The sequence below is a fragment of the Methanosarcina sp. MSH10X1 genome (genome assembly GCF_004099695.1).
Classification (GTDB): domain Archaea; phylum Halobacteriota; class Methanosarcinia; order Methanosarcinales; family Methanosarcinaceae; genus Methanosarcina.
In genome coordinates this window covers 33,004-57,431 of the sequence record NZ_SCHL01000012.1, presented here as the reverse complement: position 1 = coordinate 57,431, position 24,428 = coordinate 33,004, and the positions used below count along the sequence as shown (strand labels likewise).

The following is a 24,428-nucleotide window of genomic DNA, read 5'->3' as shown; positions in this document are numbered from 1 at the left end:
CCTCAAACTAATTCCAGGTTTTTAACTGACCTTATTTTCCGGCCCTTCTCTTGAGTTGCCAAGCCTAAATTTCTCCGTAGCCTTTCTCATCTTTTCCCCGAGCAAAGAAAGGTCGCTGGCCATATTGGCAAGTTCTGACATTGAAGCACTCTGTTCCTCAAGAGCTGCAGCAGTCTCCTGGGTTCCTGCGGCGGATTGTTCTGAGATTGAGGAAATATCCTCCAGCGTAGAAGTTATCTCTTCAATGGATGCGGACTGTTCTTCTGTAGCGGCTGCAACGTCTTCTATCATATTAGTAATTTCATTGATTGTAGAAACAATCCCTGCAACCATTTCAACCGCGCTGTTAACGGACTGTGAACCGACCTGCACATCTTTTTTACTGGCTTCTATGCTTTCCACGGTTTCGCCGATGCTACTTCTTATCTCATCAATTAGTTTAGAAATGTTATTTGCAGCACGACCGGATTCATCGGCAAGTTTTCGGACTTCATCGGCTACGACAGAGAAACCCCGGCCATGTTCGCCAGCCCGGGCGGCCTCGATTGCAGCATTCAGTGCAAGCATATTTGTCTGGTCCGCAATCCTGGTAATAAGAGTTATAATCTCATTAATTTGCTGAGATTTGGAGTCCAGTTCCATTATTACTTGCTCGGTCTCATCAACTGAAGAACGAATAAGGTCCATTTTTAATAGGATTTCTCTTGAAGCATCTCCAATATCACTTACAGTGTTATTGACAACATTGGTATTTTTGGAAACTTTTTGAGTATTTTCTGCAATTTCCTGGATATTATGTGTCATATCCTGCATTGCATGAGTTATATCCACTATTTTTATGCTCTGCACTTCTGTCCCGTTTGAAATTTCAGCTGCAGTATCGGAAATTTTTCTTGATGCTGACGCTACTTCCTCGGAGGAAGCAGACATCTCCTCCGAAAGTGTAGAAAGGTGAAGTGAACTTTCCTGAATCTCTTTAATTAAACCACGAAGGTTCTCAACCATCGATCTAAAAGCCTGTGAGAGTTGGGAGATTTCACTCCTTGAGTTCCCTTTTATCTGAACATTCAGGTCTCCTTCCGAGATCCTGTCAGCCGCCTCAAGCAATTCATAAATGGGCTTCCTATAAAGGTTCAGAATTACGAAAACGAGTAAAGCCCCGATAAGCATTGAAAGAAGTGTAACGAGAAGGATCTTATTTACAGAGTCTGTTATCAAAAGGTTGAGCCTTTCTCTCTGGTCCGCACTGGCATCCTGAGCAATCCCTTCAACCCTCGCAGCTATAATTCCCATGTTTTGAACTTCAACTGCCTTTCTCTCTTTAAGAGTTTCCAGCCGGTCAAAATGAGTCCGGATCTCTCTGGCACTGGAAATTATTGTATTTCCACGCTCAAGATTTTCAGGTCTAGCCAGCTGTTCGTCCAGATTATCGGTAACTTCGATTATGTCCCCCATCAGGCGATCGAAATTTTCCGCATACTGGTCTTCGGGGTCAATAATGTAATTCTGATATTCGTTTCGGGCTTCCATCGCAAGTAGGCTGATCCTCTGGGCTTCCTGAGCATTGGCTAATTTTCGCTGGAGGGTTTCGCTCGAAGAGCCATTCTCAAGATATTGCTGATATTGGAGCATCTGGTCCTTATAGATTTCATCCGCTTCCTGCAAAATAAGCTCGCCTTTTGAGACAATGTCGGCTCTCAGGATAATTTCTTCATTATTTGCTTCAACATAACTGTCAAAATTGTCTCTAAACTCATCGGAAGTTTTCAGAATAGAATCCATTCGGCCCTGATTAACAGGATCAAGATAGCCAAGATATATTTCTTTGGATATGGTTGCCTGCGTGGGTACGAGATTAAGATTTTTATAAGTTTCTTCCTTATAGACAGGGTCACCATAGATAACATAATTTTCCTGAGCTGCTAGGGCTCCCTGCATGTTATTCATGATAGAGGTCATGTTTTGAATGGCTCGGCTCTTTTTTTCAACATCGTTAATACCCTGATAGCCTGTATACCCAACAAAAAAAATTAAAATTAGAAGAATAGCAAAACCTATGACTATATGACCTATTTTTGTGTTTTTATACATTTCTCTCACCCGTACCTCCAGCTTCTCCGCCTCTGTACCCTTTCGACCTGTAACTGAACTAAACCTATCAGCGGCATTGCTGAGGGGGGTAAACGGGCGGAAATATCTCTATAGAAAACTGCCTGATCTTCCCAACCAGATATTTTATACAGACTATTATTTTATACAGACTATTTGAATTGATAAATTTTCTGATTCATTAAAAAGTCGAAACCAGACTAAAATATTCATTAAGTAAGTTTCTTAACTATAATCTTAAGTGTCAATTTTTAATCGGTAACTTTCCAGCAATTAATTTTTTTATCGACAGATCTTGATAAATTTACTTTTCTGTTTTCGCACCTGCTCTTTTGTCTTAATGTCTACTTTCTATATTCAGGAGTCTGCCGTTGCAAGGAATTTCGTGACCTGTGAACCAAAATCACCAAAGTTTATGGGTTTGGCAAGAACGGCATAACACCCGGCTTTAAGGAACTTTTCTTTATTCTCGGGGTCGGAGTGACCTGTAACTGCGACGACCTTTATACCCCTGGTTTCAGGATTAAGTTTAATTTTTTGAAGCAGTTCGAGACCGTGCATTTTCGGGAGCTCCATATCGAGCAATATCAGATCAAATTTCAATTCGCTTAGAATCTCGAGAGCTTCAAAGCCATCTTTCGCCTTCTTCGGTTCATATCCAAAGGACTTAAGTAAGTCTGCTTCGACCGTCAGGTTAAGTAAATTATCTTCAACAATCAGGATTTCAGGCACTAAAATCTACTCCTGGAGGACAACTTGGAGATTTTGTAAAAGGAATCTCTATAAGAGAAGCTTTTTATAAGCTAATTTTGTCAAGGGAATTTTATAGTAATTTTCAAGGGAATTTTATAGTAATTTTCAAGGGAGCTTTATAGTAATTTTTAAGGGAGCTTTATAGTAAGTTTCAAAGGAGCTTTATAGTAATTTTCAAGGAAGTTTTATAAGCTGATTTGTCAAGGATTTTGTAAACAAGTTTCTTGCAAATGAAATCCTTTTAAAGAAACATTGAATTCGAATCTTCCCTGATCTGATATAAGAGAGTATAAAATGAAATCTTCTCATCTATATCTTCAGCAAGTCTTAGACCTGCAAATTACATCGAGAGTAATTCCTCAATTTACTTAGTAATATATGAAGTCCGAGAGGATATAAATTTATTTGCTAAACTTAGAGTCATATTTTCAATATATAAACAACAATAAAAGTTATTTATTTAAACTACAGTATCATTTCCGGTGTTATTATTTCATAAAAAGATTGGAAATTAGGCTAAATTAGTTTTAAAACAATTATAGTAGCATTTTTATTTATAAAGTGTTATCATTAATATTTTTATTTAAATTTATAAATCAAAGTCAACATTCGGATGAAAAGTCGGAGAGGAACTACAAATTTTAGGATAGTTTGTTAACGTGCCAGTTCTCGGGCTCTTCCGGACAAATTTTTAACTCTAGATTTGCTAAAGATAATTAAAAAAGTTTAATATAGCAGGTCTCGTATATATTTTTCTACATAATTAGGATAGATCTGCCTTAATAAGAAAAACATTCGCTGGTTACATTTGTTAACCGCGAGTAGTTATTCAACTGAGGTCCTTTGATTCATAGCATTGATTTATGAAGAATCTACAGGCAAGAGGCGAGATTCGGCACACACGGGAATAAGGTGTCGGAACATTCCAGAAAATAGGAGTGTGAAATATTATCCGATATTGTCGCTTGTTCAAGATTGAAAGAAGGGAGATGCATGGCCAGAGTTATGATCGTGGACGATGCCGAATTTATGCGAATGGTAATTAGAGACATTCTTCTGATGCACGGACATGAAGTGGTCGCTGAGGTCAGTGATGGAGAAGAGGCAATTCAGACGTATCTTGAGGTAAAGCCCGATATTGTGCTAATGGATATAATTATGCCGGATATGGATGGAAAAGAGGCATTGCAAAAACTTCTTACTATGGATCCGGAGGCAAAGATAGTAATGTGCTCCTCCCTTGGGCAGCAGGCGCTCATTACTGAATCAATGAAGATAGGCGCTATGGGGTTTATTGTAAAGCCCTTTGAGGCTGATGGAATGCTGGATGTAATTCGAAAAATTGCCGAGCCAAATTAGACCTATTTGAGACTCCGTTAAATCAGACCATTATTAAAAGTACTTTAAGTAAAGTCAGATATCAAGCTACATCAAAAGTAAATAAAATTATCAAGTATATAAAGTTATCAAATATATAAAATTATTAAATATAAATAAAATTATTAAATATATAAAGTTATCAAATATATAAAACTAGTAGATATAAGTAAAATTATCAAATTTAAATAAAATTATCAAATCCTGGTAACTTCAAATAAATATTGGCAGTTAGAGTATTAAGAAGGATTAAATATTGCATTTAACGAAAAAGTGCTTGAGATGACTATCCGCGCACTCATAGTTGATGATTCTGCTTTAATTCGCAAGCTCCTTTCCGATATTTTAAGTAAAGACCCAAAAATCAGGGTCGTAGGAACTGCAATCAATGGAAAGGACGGACTTGAAAAGATTGGCAAGCTAACACCTGATATCGTTCTTTTAGACAATGTTATGCCTGTTCTTGACGGTCTCAAGACACTTGCTAGGATTATGAAAGAATTCCCGACTCCTGTTGTGATAATTTCAGCCCTTGGGGAGAGAGCTGAAGAAATTACGCTTACAGCTTTTGAATACGGAGCAGTGGATGTTATCCAGAAGCCTGAAGGAATTCTCAGTCAGAGCATGCCGGACATGGCAGAAGAGATTTGCAGAAAAATCCGGGCAGCTACAAAAGCTAACCTTGAAAATCTGGAATGCATGCGAGAGCAGGAATCAGAAAAGCCGGAAGCAAACGGAAAGAGAGAGAGAAAAGAAGAGAGCAGGTTTCGGAGAGAGATAGGTTCCGTTAGAAACGTGCTTGCAATAGGTGCATCCACTGGGGGCCCAAGAGCCCTGGAGAAACTCATAGGCTCTCTTCCTGCTAACATTCCTGCCGCAGTCCTGGTAGTACAGCATATGCCTCCCGGTTTTACGGCGTCGCTGTGTAAGAGGCTCGATTCGAAAACGGCTCTTAAGGTAAAAGAGGCGCAGGAGGGGGATGTGGTAGAAGAAGGGACTGTACTTATAGCTCCCGGAGGCTATCATATGGAAATAGTACAGAAGACCGTAAACAATCGGAAAAAAGAAATCGTGCATCTCTCATGCGGCCCGAAAGAGCTGGGATCAAGACCTTCAGTAAATGCTCTTTTCAGATCTATTGCTCCTGTTTACGGCTCTAGGGTGATTTCCCTGATTCTGACAGGAATGAATTGCGATGGAGCGGATGGAGCTGAAGAAGTAAAAAGAATGGGAGGAAAAGTAATTGCTGAGGCACAGAGTTCATGCGTAATTTACGGGATGCCAAAAGAAATTGTGAAACGAAAACTGGCAGATTCTGTGCTACCTCTGGATAAAATGGCTGAAGAAATTATAAAAATAGTAACTTGATGTCTATAAAGAAAACTGGCTAACTTATAAGAAAAAAGTTGATATTTGAAACCGAGGCAGGGAAAAATATGGATATGTCGAAATATATGGACATTTTCAGAGCAGAATCTGAAAAATATATTAAAGAAATGAGCGATTCCCTGCTTGCACTTGAGAAAGACCCCGATAATTCGGAACAGATGAATACCCTGTTCCGTGCAGCCCATACATTCAAAGGTATGGCTTCAACTATGGGCTTCAAACATATTGTCGAGTTAGCTCATGAAATGGAGAGTCTGATAGATAGGCTTCGAACGCAGCAACTTATTCTTGATTCTTTTTTGATTGATATTCTCTTAGCGTGTGTGGACTCTCTTGAAAAGCTTGTGGAAAGCGTCTTTGAGATTAATGGGGATAGATCCGGAAAAAGAGAGAAAAAGACGGAAAATAGATATGAACCCCATTCTGACATTGGCGAGTTGCTGAGAACACTAAGGAATATAAATCAATCTTCTGGAAAGGCATCACTAAAAAAATTTGAAAATAAGCCGCTAGATGAAAACATGCCATTATTTATAGAAGAATATGACAATCAAAATCAGAATGCTTTAAGTAATGAAGAAATAGGATTGACTGAAAGAGCTTCAGAACCTCTTCATCAAATTGAGAGAAGTACTGATAAAACTGAAAAAGAATCTCGCAGGACTGAAGAGGAAGTTTGCAAAACTGGGAAAGGAGTTTATCAAGTAGAAAAGGAGGAAAAGAATCTTGCTTCTCCTGTACCAGATCTTAAGCCAAAAACTATCCAGAGTTCAAGAATCAGTGCCGAACAGCTCGATAAATTAATGAATCTTGTAGGTGAGCTCATAATTAATCGGAGCAGAATAAACGAGCTTACAGGCGACTTGAGATCCAAGGAGCTCAAGGTTGCACTTTCAGATTTCTATAAACTGACAAGAGAACTTCAAGATGAGGTTATCGAGGCAAGAATGGTGCCTCTGGACCATGTAACCTATATCTATTCCAGAATGGTGAGAGACCTTGCACGAGCCCAGAATAAAAAAATCGATCTTATAATCAAAGGAAAAGAAATCAAGCTCGACAGGACTATTCTTGAAGAAATTGGAGATTCCCTGGTGCACCTGTTAAGAAATGCAGTTGATCACGGAATCGAAATTCCGGAAAGGCGGGCAGAACTTGGGAAAAAAGAAACTGGCACGATACTGATTACAGCTTCAAGGCAGGAGAATTTTGCCCTTATCAAAATTGAGGACGATGGACGCGGAATAGATATCGACGAAATCAGAAGCGTTGCATTAAAAAAAGGAATTATCTCAGGAGAAAGCGCGGAACAGCTTCAGAAAAAAGAGGTAATGCAGCTGATCTTTACTCCGGGTTTCAGTACTTCCGGCAACGTTACCGACATCTCAGGAAGGGGGATTGGAATGGACGTTGTAAAAAACAGAGTTGAACGCCTTGGAGGTTCCGTAAAAATCGAGTCAGAACCTGGTTCTGGTTCCAGATTCGAATTAAGACTGCCTCTAACCATTGCGGTTTACCAGGCTATGCTGATAAGAGTGGGGAAGGAAAGATACGCAATTCCCTTTACAAATATTGTAAAAAACATCAAAGTCAACTCTCAGGAAATCAAGCATATCAAGGGGCAGGAAGTCATTTTAGTAGATAATAAAATTCTTCCGCTTCTGAGATTGAGAAGGCTGTTTCAGCTGCCTGATATGGACGGGACTGATAATATTTTCGCAGTTCTGGTTGAAAGACGCGGGCAACATATTGGAATAATCGTGGATGAACTGCTTGGAAAACAGGAGGTAATAGTTAAGAGCTTCAAAAGCAAGCTTCTCGAGAACACCAGAGGATTTGCAGGAGCAACAATCCTGGGTGATGGAAACGTTATTTTAATAATTGATGTTAACTCTCTGGTTTAAAATATTAAGAGACAAAACGACTCCAGAGCAGGCAGAAGACTGTAATGGACAGAAATTTGTAAAAAGAAAGAATTCTGCAAATCATGAAAAATTCATAAAACGAAAAAATGTCATAATAGACAAAAATGCCTGTGTAAAAAAGCTGTCGGTGAAGAAATGGGTAACGATCCGGTTAGAAAAGCAGACAAGGGTAACGATCCGGTTAGAAAAGCAGACAATAATGAAATAAAGAGAGAGATGAACAGAGGATCAGAAACAGGTCGGAACCTGGAAGAAGATCTGGGGTTTGAGCTGTTAAAGAAAATTATTACTGGAAACACAGGCTTTAACTGTGAGCACTATAAGGAAGCTCATTTCAGGCGAAGAATTAACGTACGCGTTCGAGCCACCAATTCCGAGAGTTACGGAGCTTACTTGAAACTTTTGAAGAGAAATCCTCAGGAATATGAGTTTCTTGTTGACACTCTTACTGTAAATGTCAGTGAATTTTTCCGAAATCCCGAAACCTTCAGGATAATCGAAAAAGAGATCATTCCCTTTATTATTAAATGCAAACCCGAGTCATTAGTCCGATCAATCCGTATCTGGAGTGCTGGCTGTGCAGCGGGAGAAGAAGCCTATTCCCTTGCTATCCTGCTGCACAGAGTCCTTAATTCCGATTTTAATAAGTATAGAATAAGAATTACAGGTACGGATATTGATACTCAAAGTCTGGAGAAAGCCAGGAGAGGTGTTTATAATGAAAATTCACTTAAAAATCTTGATCCGAACATAAGAGAGCGCTATTTTTTGAAACAGGGAGATGCGTATCAGGTAATAGACGAGCTGAAAAATATAACACATTTTAAACATCACGACCTGATTTCAGGCACAAGAATTGATCGGTTTGATATTATTGTCTGCCGAAATGTGATGATATATTTTAAAAAGGAAATTCAGGAACGATTGCAGCTTAATTTCTACCAGGCTCTCGAAAAAGGAGGATTTTTTGTAATAGGGAAGTCCGAAACCCTGCTTGGGTCTGCATCCAGTTTATTTAGACCTTATAATGCAAGAGAGCGCCTTTACATAAAAGAAATCTCAAGGGATATTTATGGAAGAGGGTAAGAACCTAAAGAATTTACGTGAATATGAATATGGGGCTCTGAGAGAGCTTGAAAATATCGGAATAGGGAATTCGGCGACTTCCCTCTATAAGCTAACAAATAACCTGGTTCAGACAAGGGTTCTGGGCGCAAAATTTGAGCTAATTGAAAATATTCCTAAGATAACAGGCATTTCGGAATTCCCGGTTCTGGGGTCATTTATGCATATTGAAAAAGATCTGAGCGGATATATCCTGATCTTCTTTCCTGAAAAGAGCGTAAAAAACCTTTCTATAATTCTTTCGGGCGAGGATAGAGGAATAGATTCGGTTGATACCATAAGCAGGTCTTTGATAGAAGAAGTCAGCCACATCCTGGCAGGAACTTATGTAACTGCGCTTTCGACGTTTCTGGGCCTCAATATTCTGATTTCCACACCCTATACGGTGTATGATATGTTCGGCTCTATCCTGAATTCTGTGCTTACGGAAATGAGCTGTAAGACAGATTTTGCCCTTCTGCTTGATGCAGAGTTCCTGATAAAAGAAGAGAAGATTTACGGAAATGTTTTGACTCTGTTTGATCCTGCTTCCCTGGAATACATTTTAAAAAGAATTGATGAAATATTTCCACGGAAATCTGCCTGATCGGAGATCGGAGTTGCTTAAATATTTATCAAGAAGGGCCGTTTTTAACCAGGAGATCTTAAACTCGGAAGTTTTCGAAATCAGGAGGCTTTTTCAAGGTGACCGACTCAAAATTAATTATAGTGGGAATAGGAGCCTATGCATTAGCCAGGAGCCCGGTGAAAATTAAAACCTACGGATTAGGCTCATGTGTGGGTATAGCACTCTATGATAGGCGGGAAAGGATAGGAGGGCTTGTCCATGCAATGCTTCCGAGTATAAGTAACGCACGAATAAAAGAAAATCCTTTGAAATATACGGATTCCGGGATAGAATATCTTGCAGGTGAGATCGTGAAAAAAGGCTCATCCAGAAAAAGGCTTGAAGCGAAGCTTGTGGGAGGAGCGCATATGTTTGAAAATCGGAATATGAATATAGGTGAGAGAAATATTGAATTGGCCAGAAAGACCCTGGAAAGGCTTGAAATATCAATTGTAGCTGAGGATACCGGGAAAAATTATGGACGCACAGTAACCCTTGATACCTCCACTGGTGACCTCCTGATAAGAACAATTTTGAGAGGGGATAAGATAATTTGAAATGTTAGTCTGCTTTTGACTTAGTCTGTCTTTGAGTTTGATCTGTTTTACTTAATCCGTTTTTATTTAATCTATTTTACTTAATGAATTTCTACTTGCCTGGATATTATCGAAGTTTTATTGAGAATATTTTGGAAACTATTAATTAAATCACTTTTATTCCTTTATCTTTTCTGTCAAAAATTATATATTTGACATAAATATTATAATTGACCATTATAATTCCCATTATTAGCCCCCTGAGTAAGCAGAAGAAATAAAAGTATTATAAAACATTAAATGCATGTCTGAGGCTAATTCTGAGGCTAAATAGCACTTTAGGTAATATTGTGAGTATATTTTAGGTACATTTTGAGCGCACTCTAGTATAATTCCATCAATACTTTGAGCACACTTTAAATGCACTCCAGGTATTAATCTAAGTGCACTCTGCTGCCTTCAAATATACATTAAATATACCTTGAATAGCACTCTGAACAGCATTCTGGAATTCTCGGAGTAAAACTCTGAACAGCATTCTGGAATTCTCGGAGCAAAACTCTGAACAGCACTATAAAGCTCTTTGAGCAGAACTCTGAGTAAATGCTATATTCTATGTTATTCTGTAAGGTATCTGGAAAGTTCTGAGAGCTTAATAAGTGATTAAGCAGGGAAAAATCAAACCTGCCTATTTACAAACCGGCTTCAAATGTAATAATAAGTAAACGAGGGATCTTTATGGAAATCAATGGAGTAGAAATTGAAGATACTTATGCAGAAGCGTTTCCGATCAAGATTGCAAGGGTGCTCATAACAGCTGCTACAAAGCGCTGGGCTCTTGTGGCAGCTACTGAAGCTACAGGCTTTGCTACATCTGTTATAATGTGTCCCGCAGAAGCAGGAATCGAGAGATTAGCAAGTCCCAGCGAAACCCCTGATGGGAGACCTGGAGTTTATATCCAGATCTGCACTTTCAAATACGAAGCTCTTGAAGAGCAGTTACTAGAAAGAATTGGACAGTGTGTACTTACAGCCCCTACAACTGCAGTCTTCAATGCGCTTCCTGAAGCTGAAAAACAGTTTAATGTAGGCTTTAAACTTAAGTTCTTCGCAGATGGCATGGAGTCCGAGACCGACATTGCAGGCCGCAAGATATATAAAGTTCCAATCATGGAAGGGGATTTCCTGACCGAGGATAATATAGGCGCTGTTGCTGGAATTGCAGGCGGGAACTTCTTCATCTTCGGGGATTCCCAGATGAGCGCCCTAACTGCAGCCGAAGCTGCTGTTGACGCAATTACAGAACTTGAAGGCACAATTACTCCCTTCCCTGGCGGAATTGTAGCCAGCGGATCCAAATCCGGCGCAAACAAATATAAATTCCTGAAAGCTACTGCTAATGAGAAATTCTGCCCCTCCATAAAGGACAAAGTCGAGAACACCGAAGTCCCTTCAGACGTCAATGCTATTTATGAAATCGTTATCAACGGGCTTGATGAGGAAAGTATAAAAGCCTCCATGAAAGCAGGAATCAAAGCTGCTGTAACTGTCCCGGGCATTAAGAAAATTTCCGCAGGAAACTACGGTGGAAAGCTTGGGAAATATCAGTTTAAATTGCACGAGCTCTTCTGAGCTCAATCATTTTTATTTATTTTGCATTATTTTTCCATTTTATCTCTTTAATCAGCTCAATGTTCCTTCACTTTCAGTTTACCTGGCTTTTTTCACCATCATTTTTGATTAGTGACATTTTTTCGCATTCAAGCTTATTCTTTCTCATATTCAAGCTTGTTTTTTCCTTTTTATATTCAACATTCAACTGTTCTTTTAACAAAACTTTTTATTTTCTGGATGAAATTAATTTCTAAAAACAATTTGTTTAAAGAAAGATCTGCCTTAAAAATCAAGTCGCTTAGAGATCAAGTGACGGGAAGCAAATTTATTTAACTTTACACTCAGAGGAGCCAATTTCCCAAATTATACGGAGATAAACTGGGAGTGAAACTCTGAACCGAACAGGAACCAATTATTTATAGATCTCATTCTGACAACTCTCTTCTTTGTAGTTGCAGGCACAACTGGCAGTGGATCGTACACACTACCAGATGCTTTTTTAGAAAATGAAAAATGCTATTCGTAAAGAAAAAATAGTAATGAAAAGGCTCGAAAGAAGGTAGGGGGAGTATAATAAAAGAAGAAGGAAAAAACAAAATAAAGAATGAATGAAAGTAAAGAATGAATGGAATAAATAAAGTGAAGAATGAATGGAATAAATAAAGTGAAGAATGAATGGAATAAATAAAATGAAGAATGAATGGAATAAATAAAGTGAAGAATGAATGGAATAAATAAAATGAAGAAATGAATGGAATAAATAAAGTGAAGAAATGAATGGAAAAAATAAAATAAAGAATGAACGGAAAAAAGGAACCTGGTCCAGAAGGATTCTCAAAAAACAAAGGTTACTGGAACCTTTAAAGTCTAATAAAACCTTTGAAATTTTACTGAATTTCCAGAATTTTATTGATTTCTAAAGCCTTATAGAAACCCTTCAAAGTCCAATTGCATTTAACCCGGCATGGAAAGCATCGAGAATAACATCCATTGGGGCAAATTTATCCATCATTAAATAAGCTGCAACGAAAGTTCCTGTCATACTTCCTATATTTGCAAAGCTTGCGACAAGAAGAACTCGCATAAACCTGTTTTTGAACATCTCACTGAAAGTTTCTATTCCTGCCAGGGCTTTTATGTCTGCAGTGGTAGGATTTCGCTGTCTTGCTTCTACTAGGCCAGCAAACCAGCCTGCGGCAATTAGAGGGTGCAGAGTTGTCAGCCAGGCAACCGAAAAGGCAGTCAAAACTGAGTAAGGATGCCCTCCTGCAAGCAGAGTTCCCGCTGCGCTCAGGGTTCCGGTAATAATGAACCACCACCCGAAAGCTATCAAAAGAGTATTCAGATCAATGCCGGAAAGAAGCAGCAGGAAAAAGAATCCGACTATAAGGCCGACAAAAGCAAAGCCAAGAACTTTTCCAACGCCTACGCGCTTCTTTGGAATTTGCATAAGGCTATCCTGAGGAGGAACACTTTTCGGATTCCTGAGATAATTAAGTACCCCGGATTTGTGCCCGGCTCCGATTACCACCACGATCGTTTTGTTTCCACCTGCCGCAACCCTCAAGATGCTTCCTGCGAGATATGCGTCCCGCTCATCAATGAGGACTTCAGCTGCAGTTGGGGCAAAACCTCTGAGCTCACTTACAAGGGCAGTCACGACGTCATTTTCTGTGATTTGATCGATATCGATCTCGGTTCCTTTTCCTACACCTATCAGACCGCCCAGGAGGGAGCCAACCATCTTAATTTTTTCCAGGAATTTCATTTTTCCCCAGAAACGCTGAAGAGTTACCTGGATATCCCGATCAATTAATGCGACTTTAGCCCCTACGGACTCTGCCTCCTCGATCGCGGAAAGCATCTCGGCTCCGGGTTTTACACCCATGTCGTCACCGATCTTTTTCTGCACATAGGCAAGCAGCCAGTGAATGATATAATAGTAAACCTTGCCTTCAGTGAGAATTTCCTTTATAGGAACCTGCTTTTCCTGCACATTACCCTTCAGGGCATCGTACCGTCCCCTGCAAAGTTCGACAGCTACAATGTCGGGTTTCAGATTCCTTATAGCAGCCTTGACCTCAGCAACACTCTTTTCCGAAACGTGGGCTGTCCCTATAAGCACGATTTTTGACGGTTGGTATTCAGCCTGAAGACCGTCTGGTAACCGGGAAGGCGAAGAAACTGAAACTTTAGATACCGAATCAGGAATGGGTTCTGCAATGAGTTCGGAACTTATGTCAAGCTTTGTTTCAAGTTCTCCAGCTTCGATTCCAGGTGCCGGTACAGAAATTTCGTCTTCCTCCGGCACATTAATTGAATAATCAGAAATTTTAGACTTTCCTACAGAAATGGAGTTTTCTGCGGATTCTGTCACAAGTTTGTCCATAGAATATATTGACTCCTGAGATGAACTATGAAAATTGTAGTCAGGGTCCTTGTCCTGAGAATCTGTAATTTCAGGTTTGTTCATTGTTAATCTCTCTGCTGCGACGAGTTAAAAGTGGTGCGTGAGAATACATTACTGAAGGATTGCATTTAATCGCATGAATAATTAAGCTCTTCACATAAAATTATCAAGCTATAATTTTCACGTAAAATAACCAGGCTATCGTTCACATAAAACAACCAGGCTATAAGACAACTTAGCGATAAGCAGATAATTAACTGGTTGTAATTATCTGTAAGGGATTTATATTTTGTTGCCTTCAGGTTTTACCCCATATTCTATAATCCTTATTTTATATAATTTTTTATAAATCACGTTATTCTATAGTCTTTATTTTATATAATTCTTTATAAATTACGTAATACTTTATTTATATATTTCTGGCAAGCCCGGTTTATAAATAACTTAAGAAAGTAGTATCTTTTAATAAAAATAACTTTTGATGGAAATCAGTTTTAATAATTTGAATCCATTTTAATAATTTTAACCCGTTTTAATAATTTTACTCTATTTTAATAATTTTCTTTCCTATTCGTAACTCTTCTGAAAGAAAGACTTTTTGATAGGTCAGAATGATGATCCTTTTGATGAATTCATTTTTGATGTCTTCCCTTATAATAAATTCACCTTAAGAACCATCTTTAATTCAGAGACTTTATGATATTACTCTGACCGGAGTCTCAAGATCCGTACCAGATCCGTTCTTGAAAGAATGCCTACGACTGATCCATTGTCAATGACCATGACCCTTCCGATATTTTTAGATGTAACCAGTCTCAGAACATCGCTTGCCTGTGCGTCCGGAGGTACCGAGATAATATTTCTGCTCATGATATCCGAGACCTGGGATACTGGGCGATCGACGTACGGGACCTTCTGGATATCGGTAAATGTTACTACTCCTTTTAAGCTGTCCCCTTCCATCACAGGGTATCCCATATGTTTCTTTTCAAACATGAATTTGACCAGGTCTTCAACATTCATGGAAGGACTGACTGATACCACATCTCTGGTCATAATATCCCTGACAAAGATATTTTCGAGCGTTACCTCAGCCCGTGTAGAACGTTCCTCTTCGGATGCGCCGACATAGATAAAGAGCGCAATAAGAGGGAACCAGAGATTGCCTATGAGAATCCCGAAAATTGCCATAAGAATAGCAAAGAATTTCCCCACGGATGCTGCACTCTGAGTAGCTTTTACATAGGACATTCTTCTTGCGTAGAATGAACGAAGCACTCTACCCCCGTCCATTGGAAAAGCAGGCAGCAGATTGAAGATTCCGAGTACAAGGTTCATAACCCCAAGAATCCAGATAGTGAGGTATACCGGATTTTGAGAAAGTGCCGGGTTAGGGGAAATCAGGTTTCCATATATAAACAGGCAAACAAAACCTATTACAAGGCTTGTAAGAGGACCCGCAGAAGCCATCTTCGCCTCCTCCCCTGGTTTCCTGGGCATCTCTTCCATAGCTGATACACCCCCAAATAGGAAGAGAGTGATGCTCTCAATCTTGACCCCATAGCGCATTGCCATGTATGAGTGCGCGAGCTCATGTAAGACGATTGAAGCAAAAAGCAGGATAGCGGTCAGGACTGAAAGTGAATACTTTGTGATAGCCGGCTCAACTCCCCTAAAACCGAAAGGCTGTGGGTTGATTGCAAACACATAAGCGAATATGGGCAGTATGAGAAGAAAAGTTATGTGCAGCTTGATAGGTATACCCATCACACTTCCGATTTTCAATGACGATTTCATGAAATAAATACCCCCATTTTTATTTATATAAAATTGAATTTACGGTTAAGCGCTGAATGTGAATCAATTCTAAATGGCTTCAAGAAACTTTGGCCTATTATATCTTTATTAAGTTATGAATTTATATATTATAAATCTTGACCTCAAACTGGAACTTAGATATCAATTCCAAAGTCTAGCAGAAGGCATAACTTACAGGAAATCGAAATTTGTCGGTAGTTCTGCTAACAGATTACCCTAATTCTGTTCATAAATTCTTCTGATTCTTATCTCAAATTTTCATGCTAAATATTCTTAATAGAGTCCCTGATAAATGTTCCTGATAAAGCCGCTTTGTAACCTTCACTCATGAGGTCTCTTTGTATATGTTCCCTCATAAAATAGTTACATCACTATTGTTTGACAACAATATCCATCTATTATTTGGAGATAATATTATACATATTTGCTTGTACGTGATTATTAAATTAGTCGGGAATTAGTATAAGTAAGTAAATAAATATTAAAGAAAAATAAGTAAATCGAGATTTAGGAAAATAAGTAAATCGAGATTTAGGAAAATAAGTAAATCGAGATTTAGGAAAATAAGTAAATCAAGATTTAGGGAAAGTAAGTAAATCAAGATTTAGGAAAATAAGTAAGTAAGTATTTAAATATTAAGGAAGAGAAGCGAATTTAAGGGAAATGAGACAAAAGAAAGTAAGATTTTAAAATTCTGCCGTTACTTTTTCCAGATCTTGTAGAAACTCTCCAACGTCCTGAGGGGTGTTGTGGGGCATTAGAACAAGACGGAGAGATCTGGGGTTACGGGTTATTGAAACATTCCAGCCGAATTTTCTCAGGAGTCGCTCTCGCACAAGGTCAGGGCTTGGAACTCTCAGGGCAACTACATTCATTACGGGTTCGATTAGAGGTTCGAACCCGAGTTTTCGAGCTTCTTCAACCAGTTTTGATGTAAGCTGCATGCAATACTGTACATTTTTTCGATATCCTTCACGGCCCAGGTGTTTCATAACAGCATATGTGGCAGCAGCTGAAGCCCCGCTCCGGGTACCTGTAAGAGTAAACTGTGCCTTTGTTGTAAGGTACGGAGTGTTTACCTTGAGGGAATCCAGAAAAGAAGGAGATCTGAATAATAGGGCACCTGACGGAATTGTGGAAAGTCCCATCTTATGAGGGTCTATTGCAATGGAAGTAACGCCCGGAACTTTGAAATCGAAAGGTTGCGGGTTTTCAAGGAATGGGATCACAAACCCTCCAAAAGCTGCATCAATGTGAAGGAAAAGCTCATTATCAAGAGCAAGCTTTGCAAGTTCCTCAATAGGATCTATCTGACCGAATTCTGTATTGCCTGCTATCCCTACGAGTCCGATGGTATTTGCATCTATCAGACTTTCCACAGATGCGGTATCCACTTTAAATTCGGAATCCAGAAGAGCTCTTTTAACCTCAATGCCCATCATATTTGCAACCTTGTCAAATGAGAAATGAGCTGATTCGGGAATAACTATATTGGGAATTTCCCCTGAGTTTTTCCCGCCAGCTTCTACAAGGTTTTTCATACCCCTGACAGCCTGGATATTGGATTCCGTACCTCCTGTTGTGAGATAGCCGCAGACTGTATTCTCACAGGATTCTCCGGAAGGAATTTTAACAGACTGAGTATCAACAGATTGAGCATGAAGAAGTTCTCCAAGCATTCCGACTACTTCTCTTTCCAGCCTGTGAGCACCAGCAAAGAGTCCCAGGTCACCCAGGTTAGCTTCAATAAAAAGTCTGTGAGCCTCAACCGCGATCTTATGCGGGTGAGTGCACATCGAACTCAGAACCTTATAGTAATCCGTATCTTCTGACTTTACATTTTCCAGATAGGAAAATATCTCGTTCTCAGAAAGACCCTGCTCATTCATATGGATAAAGTAAAACCAATTTTATTTAAAAGACTTATGGATTATAACTGCTAAATTACCGGATAACCGTCTTAATGGCATTTCAGAAGAGTCCAGAAGCACCGACTTATTATGAATGATTTAACAGTTAAGAAAATGCCCACAAAAGAGATATGTGAGTAATACTGGGATCGGGAAGTACGTGAGATTAATGCTGAAGAGAATGATATTGTTGATACTATCAACCAGTAAAAGGAGCATGAAAAGAAAGCCAAACATAAAAAAGAGAATTAAAAGAGAATTAAAAGAGAATTAAAAGAGAATTAAAAGAGAATTAAAAGAGAATTAAAAGAGAATTAAAAGAGGATTAAAAGAGAATAAACTGATGAAGGTAAAGGTAAATTAAAGAAAGATTTAGTGTTTAGAGAAGAGTAAGTGAAATAGAGAGTGGAAGGAAAGGAAATTAAAATAAAGTAAGAATTATCGTAAAAAGAAAGAAATGCAAGAAAAAAGAGAAATAAAAAAAATAAGTAAGATCTTATGCAAAACAAAAAAAGAATGAAATAAAAAAGGAAATAAAAAAGAGGGAAATATAAAAGAATGAAATAAAAAAGGAAATAGAAAAGGAAATAAAAAAGAAAAGTTATCGTATCTACTGGATAAATAATTAGTAAAAATGAGGAGCGATAAGTTACTTTAATCATAGAAATGTCTGCTACAGAGGGGGACCCCTATATTTCTACTGGAAACATTTCCACGATGATAAGGGAAGCGAATAGAGAAGTAAATTCTAATGAATTTAGGAATATTAAAAAGAATTTATTTTAGGGAATGAATCATTTTATTTTGGAGAATGAGAATTTTTTCTACAATGTGCTTTAAATTTTAAAATCCAGTTTTCAGTCTGTACTTATAATAACCTATATATACTAATAGTTTTATAACTAAACAACATTATTTTGTTGCTTCACAAAATAAAACCTTTTTTTATTTTGTTGCTCTGAACCCTAACCCCTCTCTAGTGGAAATCATGGGGTCCGGGGGTTATATAAACCTTCCAGTGGAAATAAAGGGGTCTTTTCCTATAGTTACTTTAATTTCTCCTTTATCATTGTTCTCATTTTCTTTATTTTCCCCTTTTTCCCCTATTTTCTTTATTTTTTATTTCCCCTTTTTCCCCTATTTTCTTTATTTTTTATTTCCCCTTTTTCCCCTTTTTCCCCTATCTTCCTTATTTCCTTTATTTCTCCTATTTTCTTTGTTTCCCTTACTTCCCCTATTTTATCTATCTTCCCTTACTTCCCTTATTTTATCTATCTTCCCTTACTTCCCTTATTTTCTTTGTTTCCCTTACTTCCCCTATTTTATCTATCTTCCTTTATTTTCCCCATTTCCTTAATTCTTCTCTTTTGGTTATATTCTTCTCTTGTATGCTCAATTCCCCTATTCTTTTTTACTACAAGCAGGATAATTCATGTATAAGTGTGATTTTATCTTAAATTTTTTATTCTTTAAATTTAAGATAAAAAATCAAAAATTTTCATAACTTCTTCCATCTGAAAAGAAGGATTTAAATTCAACCTCGATTGGTTCTGGAATCCGGAATCTTTTTTTTAAAACATAATGTGCTTCATGATAACGATTTCTGTTATGGATATTTAAGGTAAAACGCTTTCCAGTGGAAACAAACGGGTCTTTACCATAACAATTAATAACGTGTACTTCCATTGCATCTACTGCAAATATAGCTAAAAATTACTTGCTTATATACCAGTTTCACCTAAAGTTTTGTTAAAAGAAGATCCTGAATGTAGATTTTCTCTGGGTTTGAAGTGCGCTTTATTAAGGAAGACTTGCCCGACAATTTAGCAGCAATTAGCAAAAAATGAATATTTCAGGCATTAACTATAAGAAACATGTATCTTCTATCCCTTTCTCCTTATGAACAGGATTCAGAGGGGTTTTCATAAAAAGCGCAAAGAATCATAAGTGAAAATCCAGAGTACATAAAGTAAAGTTTAGTTCCTGATTGCGGGAATAAAGATTTTGTAATTAAAGATCTGAAGTTAAAGGTCTGAAGTTAAAGGTTTGAAATTAAAGGTTTGAAATTAAAGGTTTGAAGTTAAAGGTTTGAAGTTAAAGGTTTGAAATTAAAAGTTTGAAATTTGAAACCAACCCCCCTTCAAATATTCCATTTAAGAAATTCAATTTACAATACTTTGAAGTTTTCTGGTAATCATTACAATAATTATCTTAAAATGGCTCAATGGCTATTGTATCAGCAATATAAAACTTATCCCTAAGTTGAAGTTATAATTCTAGTTACTTAAAATATTTTCTTAGAAAAATATATAACAGTAACTCCAAGAAAACAGTTCTCAGGAGATAACTCTAAGGAGCTAACTTCAGGAGATAATATAAGACACAAATGTCCAACAGTTGAGTCAAAGAATAAAACTTGGCGCAACCTTTAAGAATTTCTCCCGTTTCAGGCAACAGTAAAACCTTAAAGGTGAATTTAAAAAAGTATTAAAAAGAGTAAACCTGGCTATTAAATTCGCAGGCCTATATTCAAGCTAAAAAATTTAAAACTGCGTAGCAGAATCCTCCAAAAATATATTCTGTGAATAAAGTCTCAACTATTACGGTTTACTCTAGCCAATAAAACAAATGAAAGTAGTGCAAAGAAAAAGTTAGCACATTGTGTACCCACCGTATTAATAAATTGCATACACATTATGACTTTATTAATTTATTATATATATTAATTATTCGCATTAAAGGTGTATCTATTATCTAACCCCTTAAGCGCTTGATATCATCAATTTTTATAGAGGGTCATTCATGATAAAAGCTCAATCACTAGACGGCTTATTCGAAAAATTACTTGACGGAAAATCAATTTTCAAAAACAAAGAAGTACTTCGGCCTTCTTACACGCCTGACCTTTTGCTGCACAGGAATGAGCAAATTAATAGTCTTGCAACAATTCTGGTTTCCGCACTCCGAGGAGAAACCCCTTCGAATGTCCTCATTTACGGAAAAACAGGAACAGGAAAAACTGCTGTTACCCGCTACGTTGGTAAAGAGCTTGAGAGGGTCAGCGAAGACAAATCACTTTTCTGCTCGGTTGTTTATATCAATTGTGAGGTAATCGATACCCAGTACAGGCTCCTTGCAAATCTTGCCAGACATTTTGAAGAAGAAGTTCCTATGACCGGTTGGCCTACCGACCAGGTCTTCATGAAATTTAAAGAGGCTATTGATTCCAGAGAACAGGTTATTATTATAATTCTGGACGAAATCGATAAGCTGATTAAAAAAGGTGACGATGTCCTTTACAACCTCTCAAGAATTAATACAGACCTGCGGAGAGCCAAAGTCAGTATGATCGGTGTTTCAAATGATCTGAAATTCACTGAATTTCTGGATCCCAGAGTTAAAAGTTCCCTGGGCGAAGAAGAACTCATTTTCCCTCCTTATGACGCTGAACAGATCAGCGATATTCTGAAACAAAGGGCAAAAATGGCCTACACTGATGGAGTTCTTGGTGAAATGGTAATACCCTTATGCGCTGCCTTTGCAGCTCAGGAACATGGCGATGCAAGGCGCGCACTTGACCTCCTGCGGGTATCAGGGGAAATTGCAGAAAGGGAAAACCAGCCTCAGGTTCTTGAAGAGCATGTGAGACGTGCTCAGGAAAAAATCGAAATTGATCGTGTGGTTGAAGTGGTAAGAACCCTTCCTACTCAGTCCAAACTTGTACTCTACAGTATTATTCTCCTGCGGAACCGGGGAAGAGAAGGTAAGAATGTCACAACGGGCGAGATGTATAATGTCTATCGCCAGCTTTGTCATCACATTGATGTTGACATCCTCACACAGCGCAGGGTTACTGACCTTATGTCCGAGCTTGATATGCTAGGTATAGTCAATGCTGTCGTTGTAAGCAAAGGCCGCTACGGCAGGACTAAAGAAATTTCCCTGAGTGTTCCGGTGGAAAACACCCGTAAAGTACTTCTTGAAGATTACAGGCTCAAACCTCTGGTGGATTTTAAAACGTCAGTTTTCAACAAGATGTTCTCATGAGGTGTACCCTCATATTTTCCATCCTCATATTTTCCTGCTTTTATTTTTTCTTGACCTAATAACCTTCTTTAATTGCATGTTCTTCCGTTTCTTTCATATTCTTCCGTTTCTTTCATATTCTTCCGTTTCTTTCATATTCTTCCGTTTCTTTCATATTCTTCAGCCTCTTTTAGCCCCGACTATCTTCCCATTACCCAGGCGTCAGTTTTTCAGGAAATAATATATATGATCCTGCGGTTTGACTAGAATTATATCATCTACACGGTACCATCTCATGGTTAACGTCAGGTATCATTATTCAGACCATTCAGTTATAATTCAATCTACTCCGTCAGAAATCAAATTTAATAATAACCAGGCTTTTATGCATTTCTAACGATCCAATAATTCAATCAATGACTCAATAATTCAAATTTAGCGGTTTAATGGTTCAAATCTAATAGTTCAAGTGAATAACTCAGATTTAATAGTTCAAGTGAATAACCCAGATCTAACAGCTCAAGTGAATAACTCAGATTTAATAGTTCAAGTGAATAACTCAGATTTAATAGTTCAAGTGAATAACCCAGATCTAACAGCTCAAGTAATGATAAGGTCTAACAGCTCAAGTTAATAATTCAGGTCTAATAATTCAAGTTTAAAGGGTAATTTTTGATGAAAATAATAGCATTCGTAGGCATGCCAGCATCTGGAAAATCGGAAGCTGCCAGAATTGCTGCTGAAATGGGCATTCCCGTTGTTAACATGGGTGACGTAATTCGGAAGGAAGTTTTGAGACGCGGGCTTGAGCCCAATGATTCCAATACCGGAATGGTTGCAACACAGCTTCGCAAATGCGAGGGTATGGACGCGGTTGCCATACGCTGTATTTCTCAAATTAAGGAGGCTGGTTCTGACCTTATTGTTGTGGACGGGGTACGCGGGATTGCCGAAGTGGAATGCTTCAGGCAAGAATTCGGAGAAGGATTCATCCTGATTTCTATCTATGCTCCTATCGAAGTTCGCTTTTCCAGAGTCAAGAAACGAGGCCGAAGCGATGATATGAACAATATAGAAGGGCTTCGCAGCCGGGATGAACGGGAACTCAGCTGGGGCATGGGAGACGCTATAGAGGCATCCAATGTAGAAATCGAAAATAATTCCACTCTGGAAACTTTCAAAAAGGATGTCGTTGAAGTTTTGAGCAATTACCTGGGAAGCTCCACAGAATAAATCTTAAAAACAGGAATAAAAGAATAATTTTTCTGAACAGGTATGAAATTAATTTACGTTAAAAAATATGCAACAAATCTCTGAGACAATCTACTTTAAATTTAGTGGAGCAAACTTATGATACATGTTAAGGTTTCAGCAGCTGTATATCCTACAGAAGATCCGGAAAAAGTTATCAAAGCAATCTCGTCCCTTTTCACTGATATTGAACTCAAAAAAGACACTATTGAGGGCACAGAATCTGAAACAGGAGTTTCCCCCTCTTTTTTCTTCTCTGCAGAAGGGGAAATTGACATTTTACAAACCTTGCATGGGCTAATTCGCAGAGAAGAAATCATAGATACCGTTCGCAACAAAGCCTTCGGTAAAGGCTTATCTCGCGACGGGCTTTCAGTCCGCTTTTCTCTCAATAAGCAGGCTGCTTTTGTCGGAATTCCCAGTGTTCCTGCACAGGAAGAACCTCTCGGATCTATCGAAGTTATTATCAATGCTGACTCTGAGAAGGAAATGGAAAGACTCTTTGAGTGGCTTTTACCCCTTACGGAAGAAGGAAAACCTATTGTTGAAGTAGAAATGGACTATGTGGAAAGGGATTAAGAAAATTTAGGGTTTAGCAGTTTATTCAGTTAAATACTCCAATTAAATACTCCAATTAAATACTCCAATTAAATGATTCAGTTAAATATATCTTAATTCGCATCCACAGATCTATATCGATAAATTAAAAGGAATGAACTCTCGCCATGCAGTTGCAGAGAATTAGCTATTCGTCACGTGCAGTCGTTGAAGACCCTTTCAAATGGGCTTACACGCTCGAGGATCACGGGTATACCGGTTGGGAGATCGTACAGGAAGGATCTCAGTGCTTGAACAGCAAGAACATCCAGAACTTAAAAAATATCAGTGAAACCACAGGTCTTGAGCTAACTCTGCACCTGCCTTTCTCGGACATGAATCTGGCAGGTCTGAATGACTCAATCAGGGCAGAAGTGCTCAGGCAGATGAAACATTACCTTACTCTCGCATCTAACTATGTTAATCTGGCTGTAATTCACCCTGGATATCTTTCCCCTTATGGCGTGCAGGTTCCACAGGAAGCTTATTTTACCAATCTTGCTTCTCTTCAGGAAATCTGTGATTTCGCAGCAGATTTCGGAATCCTGGTTGCAGTTGAAAATATGCCCGACCTGCCGAAGATCTTCGGAAAATATCCCGATGAAATGCTCGAAATGCTAGAATCTATCGGAAGCCATAATGTGGGTTTTACTTTCGATGTTGGGCATGCAAACACAGTTGGGCTTATTGATGACTTCCTTGACCTTCTTGTAGAAAAAATCTCCCATATACACATCCATGATAATATGGGCAAAAAGGATGAACACCTTCCACTGGGTAAAGGTACAATAGACTGGAAACGAGTAATGGGAAAACTTTCAGATTATAAGGGAATCTTTGTTACCGAAGTGAGTTCGGTAGAAGAAGGGATCGAGAGTCTTGAGTTTTTAAAGAACCTGTGATTTTAGGTCCCTATCTTTAAGAAATGTATAATTTTTAGATTTCTATTTTCGATACTTCTACTTCCATTTTTCCTTATTT

Annotated in this window: 17 protein-coding genes; 11 read left to right on the top strand and 6 right to left on the bottom strand. The window is 38.3% G+C overall.

From position 1 onward, the window contains the following. Nucleotides 1-21: 21 nt before the first annotated feature. The gene (locus EQO05_RS10510; protein ID WP_128506357.1) at nucleotides 22-2,091 is read right to left on the bottom strand and encodes a methyl-accepting chemotaxis protein; all 2,070 of its coding nucleotides are present in this window, start codon (nucleotides 2,089-2,091) and stop codon (nucleotides 22-24) included. 375 nt (nucleotides 2,092-2,466) lie between these two features. Next, nucleotides 2,467-2,841, bottom strand: coding sequence for a response regulator (locus EQO05_RS10505; RefSeq protein WP_128506306.1), 375 nt, complete (start codon nucleotides 2,839-2,841; stop codon nucleotides 2,467-2,469). A gap of 1,014 nt (nucleotides 2,842-3,855) precedes the next feature. Here EQO05_RS10505 and EQO05_RS10500 point away from each other — a divergent pair. The 7 genes from EQO05_RS10500 to fhcD all read left to right on the top strand — a co-directional run bounded on the left by EQO05_RS10500 (nucleotide 3,856) and on the right by fhcD (nucleotide 11,453). Then, nucleotides 3,856-4,221 (top strand): response regulator, encoded by a 366-nt coding sequence (locus EQO05_RS10500; protein WP_128506304.1) that lies wholly within the window; start codon nucleotides 3,856-3,858, stop codon nucleotides 4,219-4,221. A 300-nt stretch (nucleotides 4,222-4,521) separates the two neighbouring features. Next, nucleotides 4,522-5,607 carry a chemotaxis response regulator protein-glutamate methylesterase gene (locus EQO05_RS10495; protein WP_128506302.1) on the top strand — a complete coding sequence of 362 codons (1,086 nt, stop codon included), beginning with the start codon at nucleotides 4,522-4,524 and terminating at the stop codon, nucleotides 5,605-5,607. Between the two features lie 68 nt (nucleotides 5,608-5,675). Then, nucleotides 5,676-7,532, top strand: a complete 1,857-nt coding sequence (locus EQO05_RS10490) for a chemotaxis protein CheA (protein WP_128506300.1) — start codon at nucleotides 5,676-5,678, stop codon at nucleotides 7,530-7,532. A 156-nt stretch (nucleotides 7,533-7,688) separates the two neighbouring features. Continuing rightward, nucleotides 7,689-8,639: a protein-glutamate O-methyltransferase CheR gene (locus EQO05_RS10485; protein ID WP_128506298.1), complete on the top strand. Its 951-nt coding sequence runs from the start codon at nucleotides 7,689-7,691 to the stop codon at nucleotides 8,637-8,639. Continuing rightward, the gene (locus tag EQO05_RS10480) at nucleotides 8,626-9,264 is read left to right on the top strand and encodes a chemotaxis protein CheC (RefSeq protein ID WP_128506296.1); all 639 of its coding nucleotides are present in this window, start codon (nucleotides 8,626-8,628) and stop codon (nucleotides 9,262-9,264) included. Before EQO05_RS10485 ends, EQO05_RS10480 begins: the two co-directional genes overlap by 14 nt. A gap of 98 nt (nucleotides 9,265-9,362) precedes the next feature. After that, the gene (locus tag EQO05_RS10475) at nucleotides 9,363-9,842 is read left to right on the top strand and encodes a chemotaxis protein CheD (RefSeq protein WP_128506294.1); all 480 of its coding nucleotides are present in this window, start codon (nucleotides 9,363-9,365) and stop codon (nucleotides 9,840-9,842) included. A gap of 717 nt (nucleotides 9,843-10,559) precedes the next feature. Beyond that, nucleotides 10,560-11,453: a formylmethanofuran--tetrahydromethanopterin N-formyltransferase gene (gene fhcD / locus EQO05_RS10470; RefSeq protein WP_128506292.1), complete on the top strand. Its 894-nt coding sequence runs from the start codon at nucleotides 10,560-10,562 to the stop codon at nucleotides 11,451-11,453. Nucleotides 11,454-12,372: 919 nt separating this feature from the next. Here the strand turns inward: fhcD and EQO05_RS10460 are convergent. The 4 genes from EQO05_RS10460 to EQO05_RS10445 all read right to left on the bottom strand — a co-directional run bounded on the left by EQO05_RS10460 (nucleotide 12,373) and on the right by EQO05_RS10445 (nucleotide 19,259). Continuing rightward, nucleotides 12,373-13,908: a TraB/GumN family protein gene (locus EQO05_RS10460; protein ID WP_128506290.1), complete on the bottom strand. Its 1,536-nt coding sequence runs from the start codon at nucleotides 13,906-13,908 to the stop codon at nucleotides 12,373-12,375. Nucleotides 13,909-14,547: 639 nt separating this feature from the next. Continuing rightward, nucleotides 14,548-15,642, bottom strand: coding sequence for a CBS domain-containing protein (locus EQO05_RS10455; protein ID WP_128506288.1), 1,095 nt, complete (start codon nucleotides 15,640-15,642; stop codon nucleotides 14,548-14,550). Between the two features lie 707 nt (nucleotides 15,643-16,349). After that, complete coding sequence (gene mfnA / locus EQO05_RS10450; protein ID WP_128506286.1) at nucleotides 16,350-17,552, bottom strand: tyrosine decarboxylase MfnA; 1,203 nt, start codon at nucleotides 17,550-17,552, stop codon at nucleotides 16,350-16,352. A 1,509-nt stretch (nucleotides 17,553-19,061) separates the two neighbouring features. Continuing rightward, a complete protein-coding gene (locus EQO05_RS10445; RefSeq protein WP_128506284.1) occupies nucleotides 19,062-19,259 on the bottom strand; it encodes a hypothetical protein in 198 nt (65 codons plus the stop codon). A 1,116-nt stretch (nucleotides 19,260-20,375) separates the two neighbouring features. Here EQO05_RS10445 and EQO05_RS10440 point away from each other — a divergent pair. From EQO05_RS10440 to EQO05_RS10425, 4 genes are all read left to right on the top strand, one after another. Further along, complete coding sequence (locus EQO05_RS10440; protein WP_128506282.1) at nucleotides 20,376-21,620, top strand: ORC1-type DNA replication protein; 1,245 nt, start codon at nucleotides 20,376-20,378, stop codon at nucleotides 21,618-21,620. A gap of 654 nt (nucleotides 21,621-22,274) precedes the next feature. Further along, the gene (locus EQO05_RS10435) at nucleotides 22,275-22,832 is read left to right on the top strand and encodes a dephospho-CoA kinase (protein ID WP_128506280.1); all 558 of its coding nucleotides are present in this window, start codon (nucleotides 22,275-22,277) and stop codon (nucleotides 22,830-22,832) included. A gap of 117 nt (nucleotides 22,833-22,949) precedes the next feature. Further along, nucleotides 22,950-23,429 (top strand): RNA-binding domain-containing protein, encoded by a 480-nt coding sequence (locus EQO05_RS10430; protein WP_128506278.1) that lies wholly within the window; start codon nucleotides 22,950-22,952, stop codon nucleotides 23,427-23,429. 146 nt (nucleotides 23,430-23,575) lie between these two features. After that, complete coding sequence (locus tag EQO05_RS10425; protein WP_128506276.1) at nucleotides 23,576-24,349, top strand: sugar phosphate isomerase/epimerase family protein; 774 nt, start codon at nucleotides 23,576-23,578, stop codon at nucleotides 24,347-24,349. The last annotated feature ends 79 nt before the right edge of the window (nucleotides 24,350-24,428 follow it).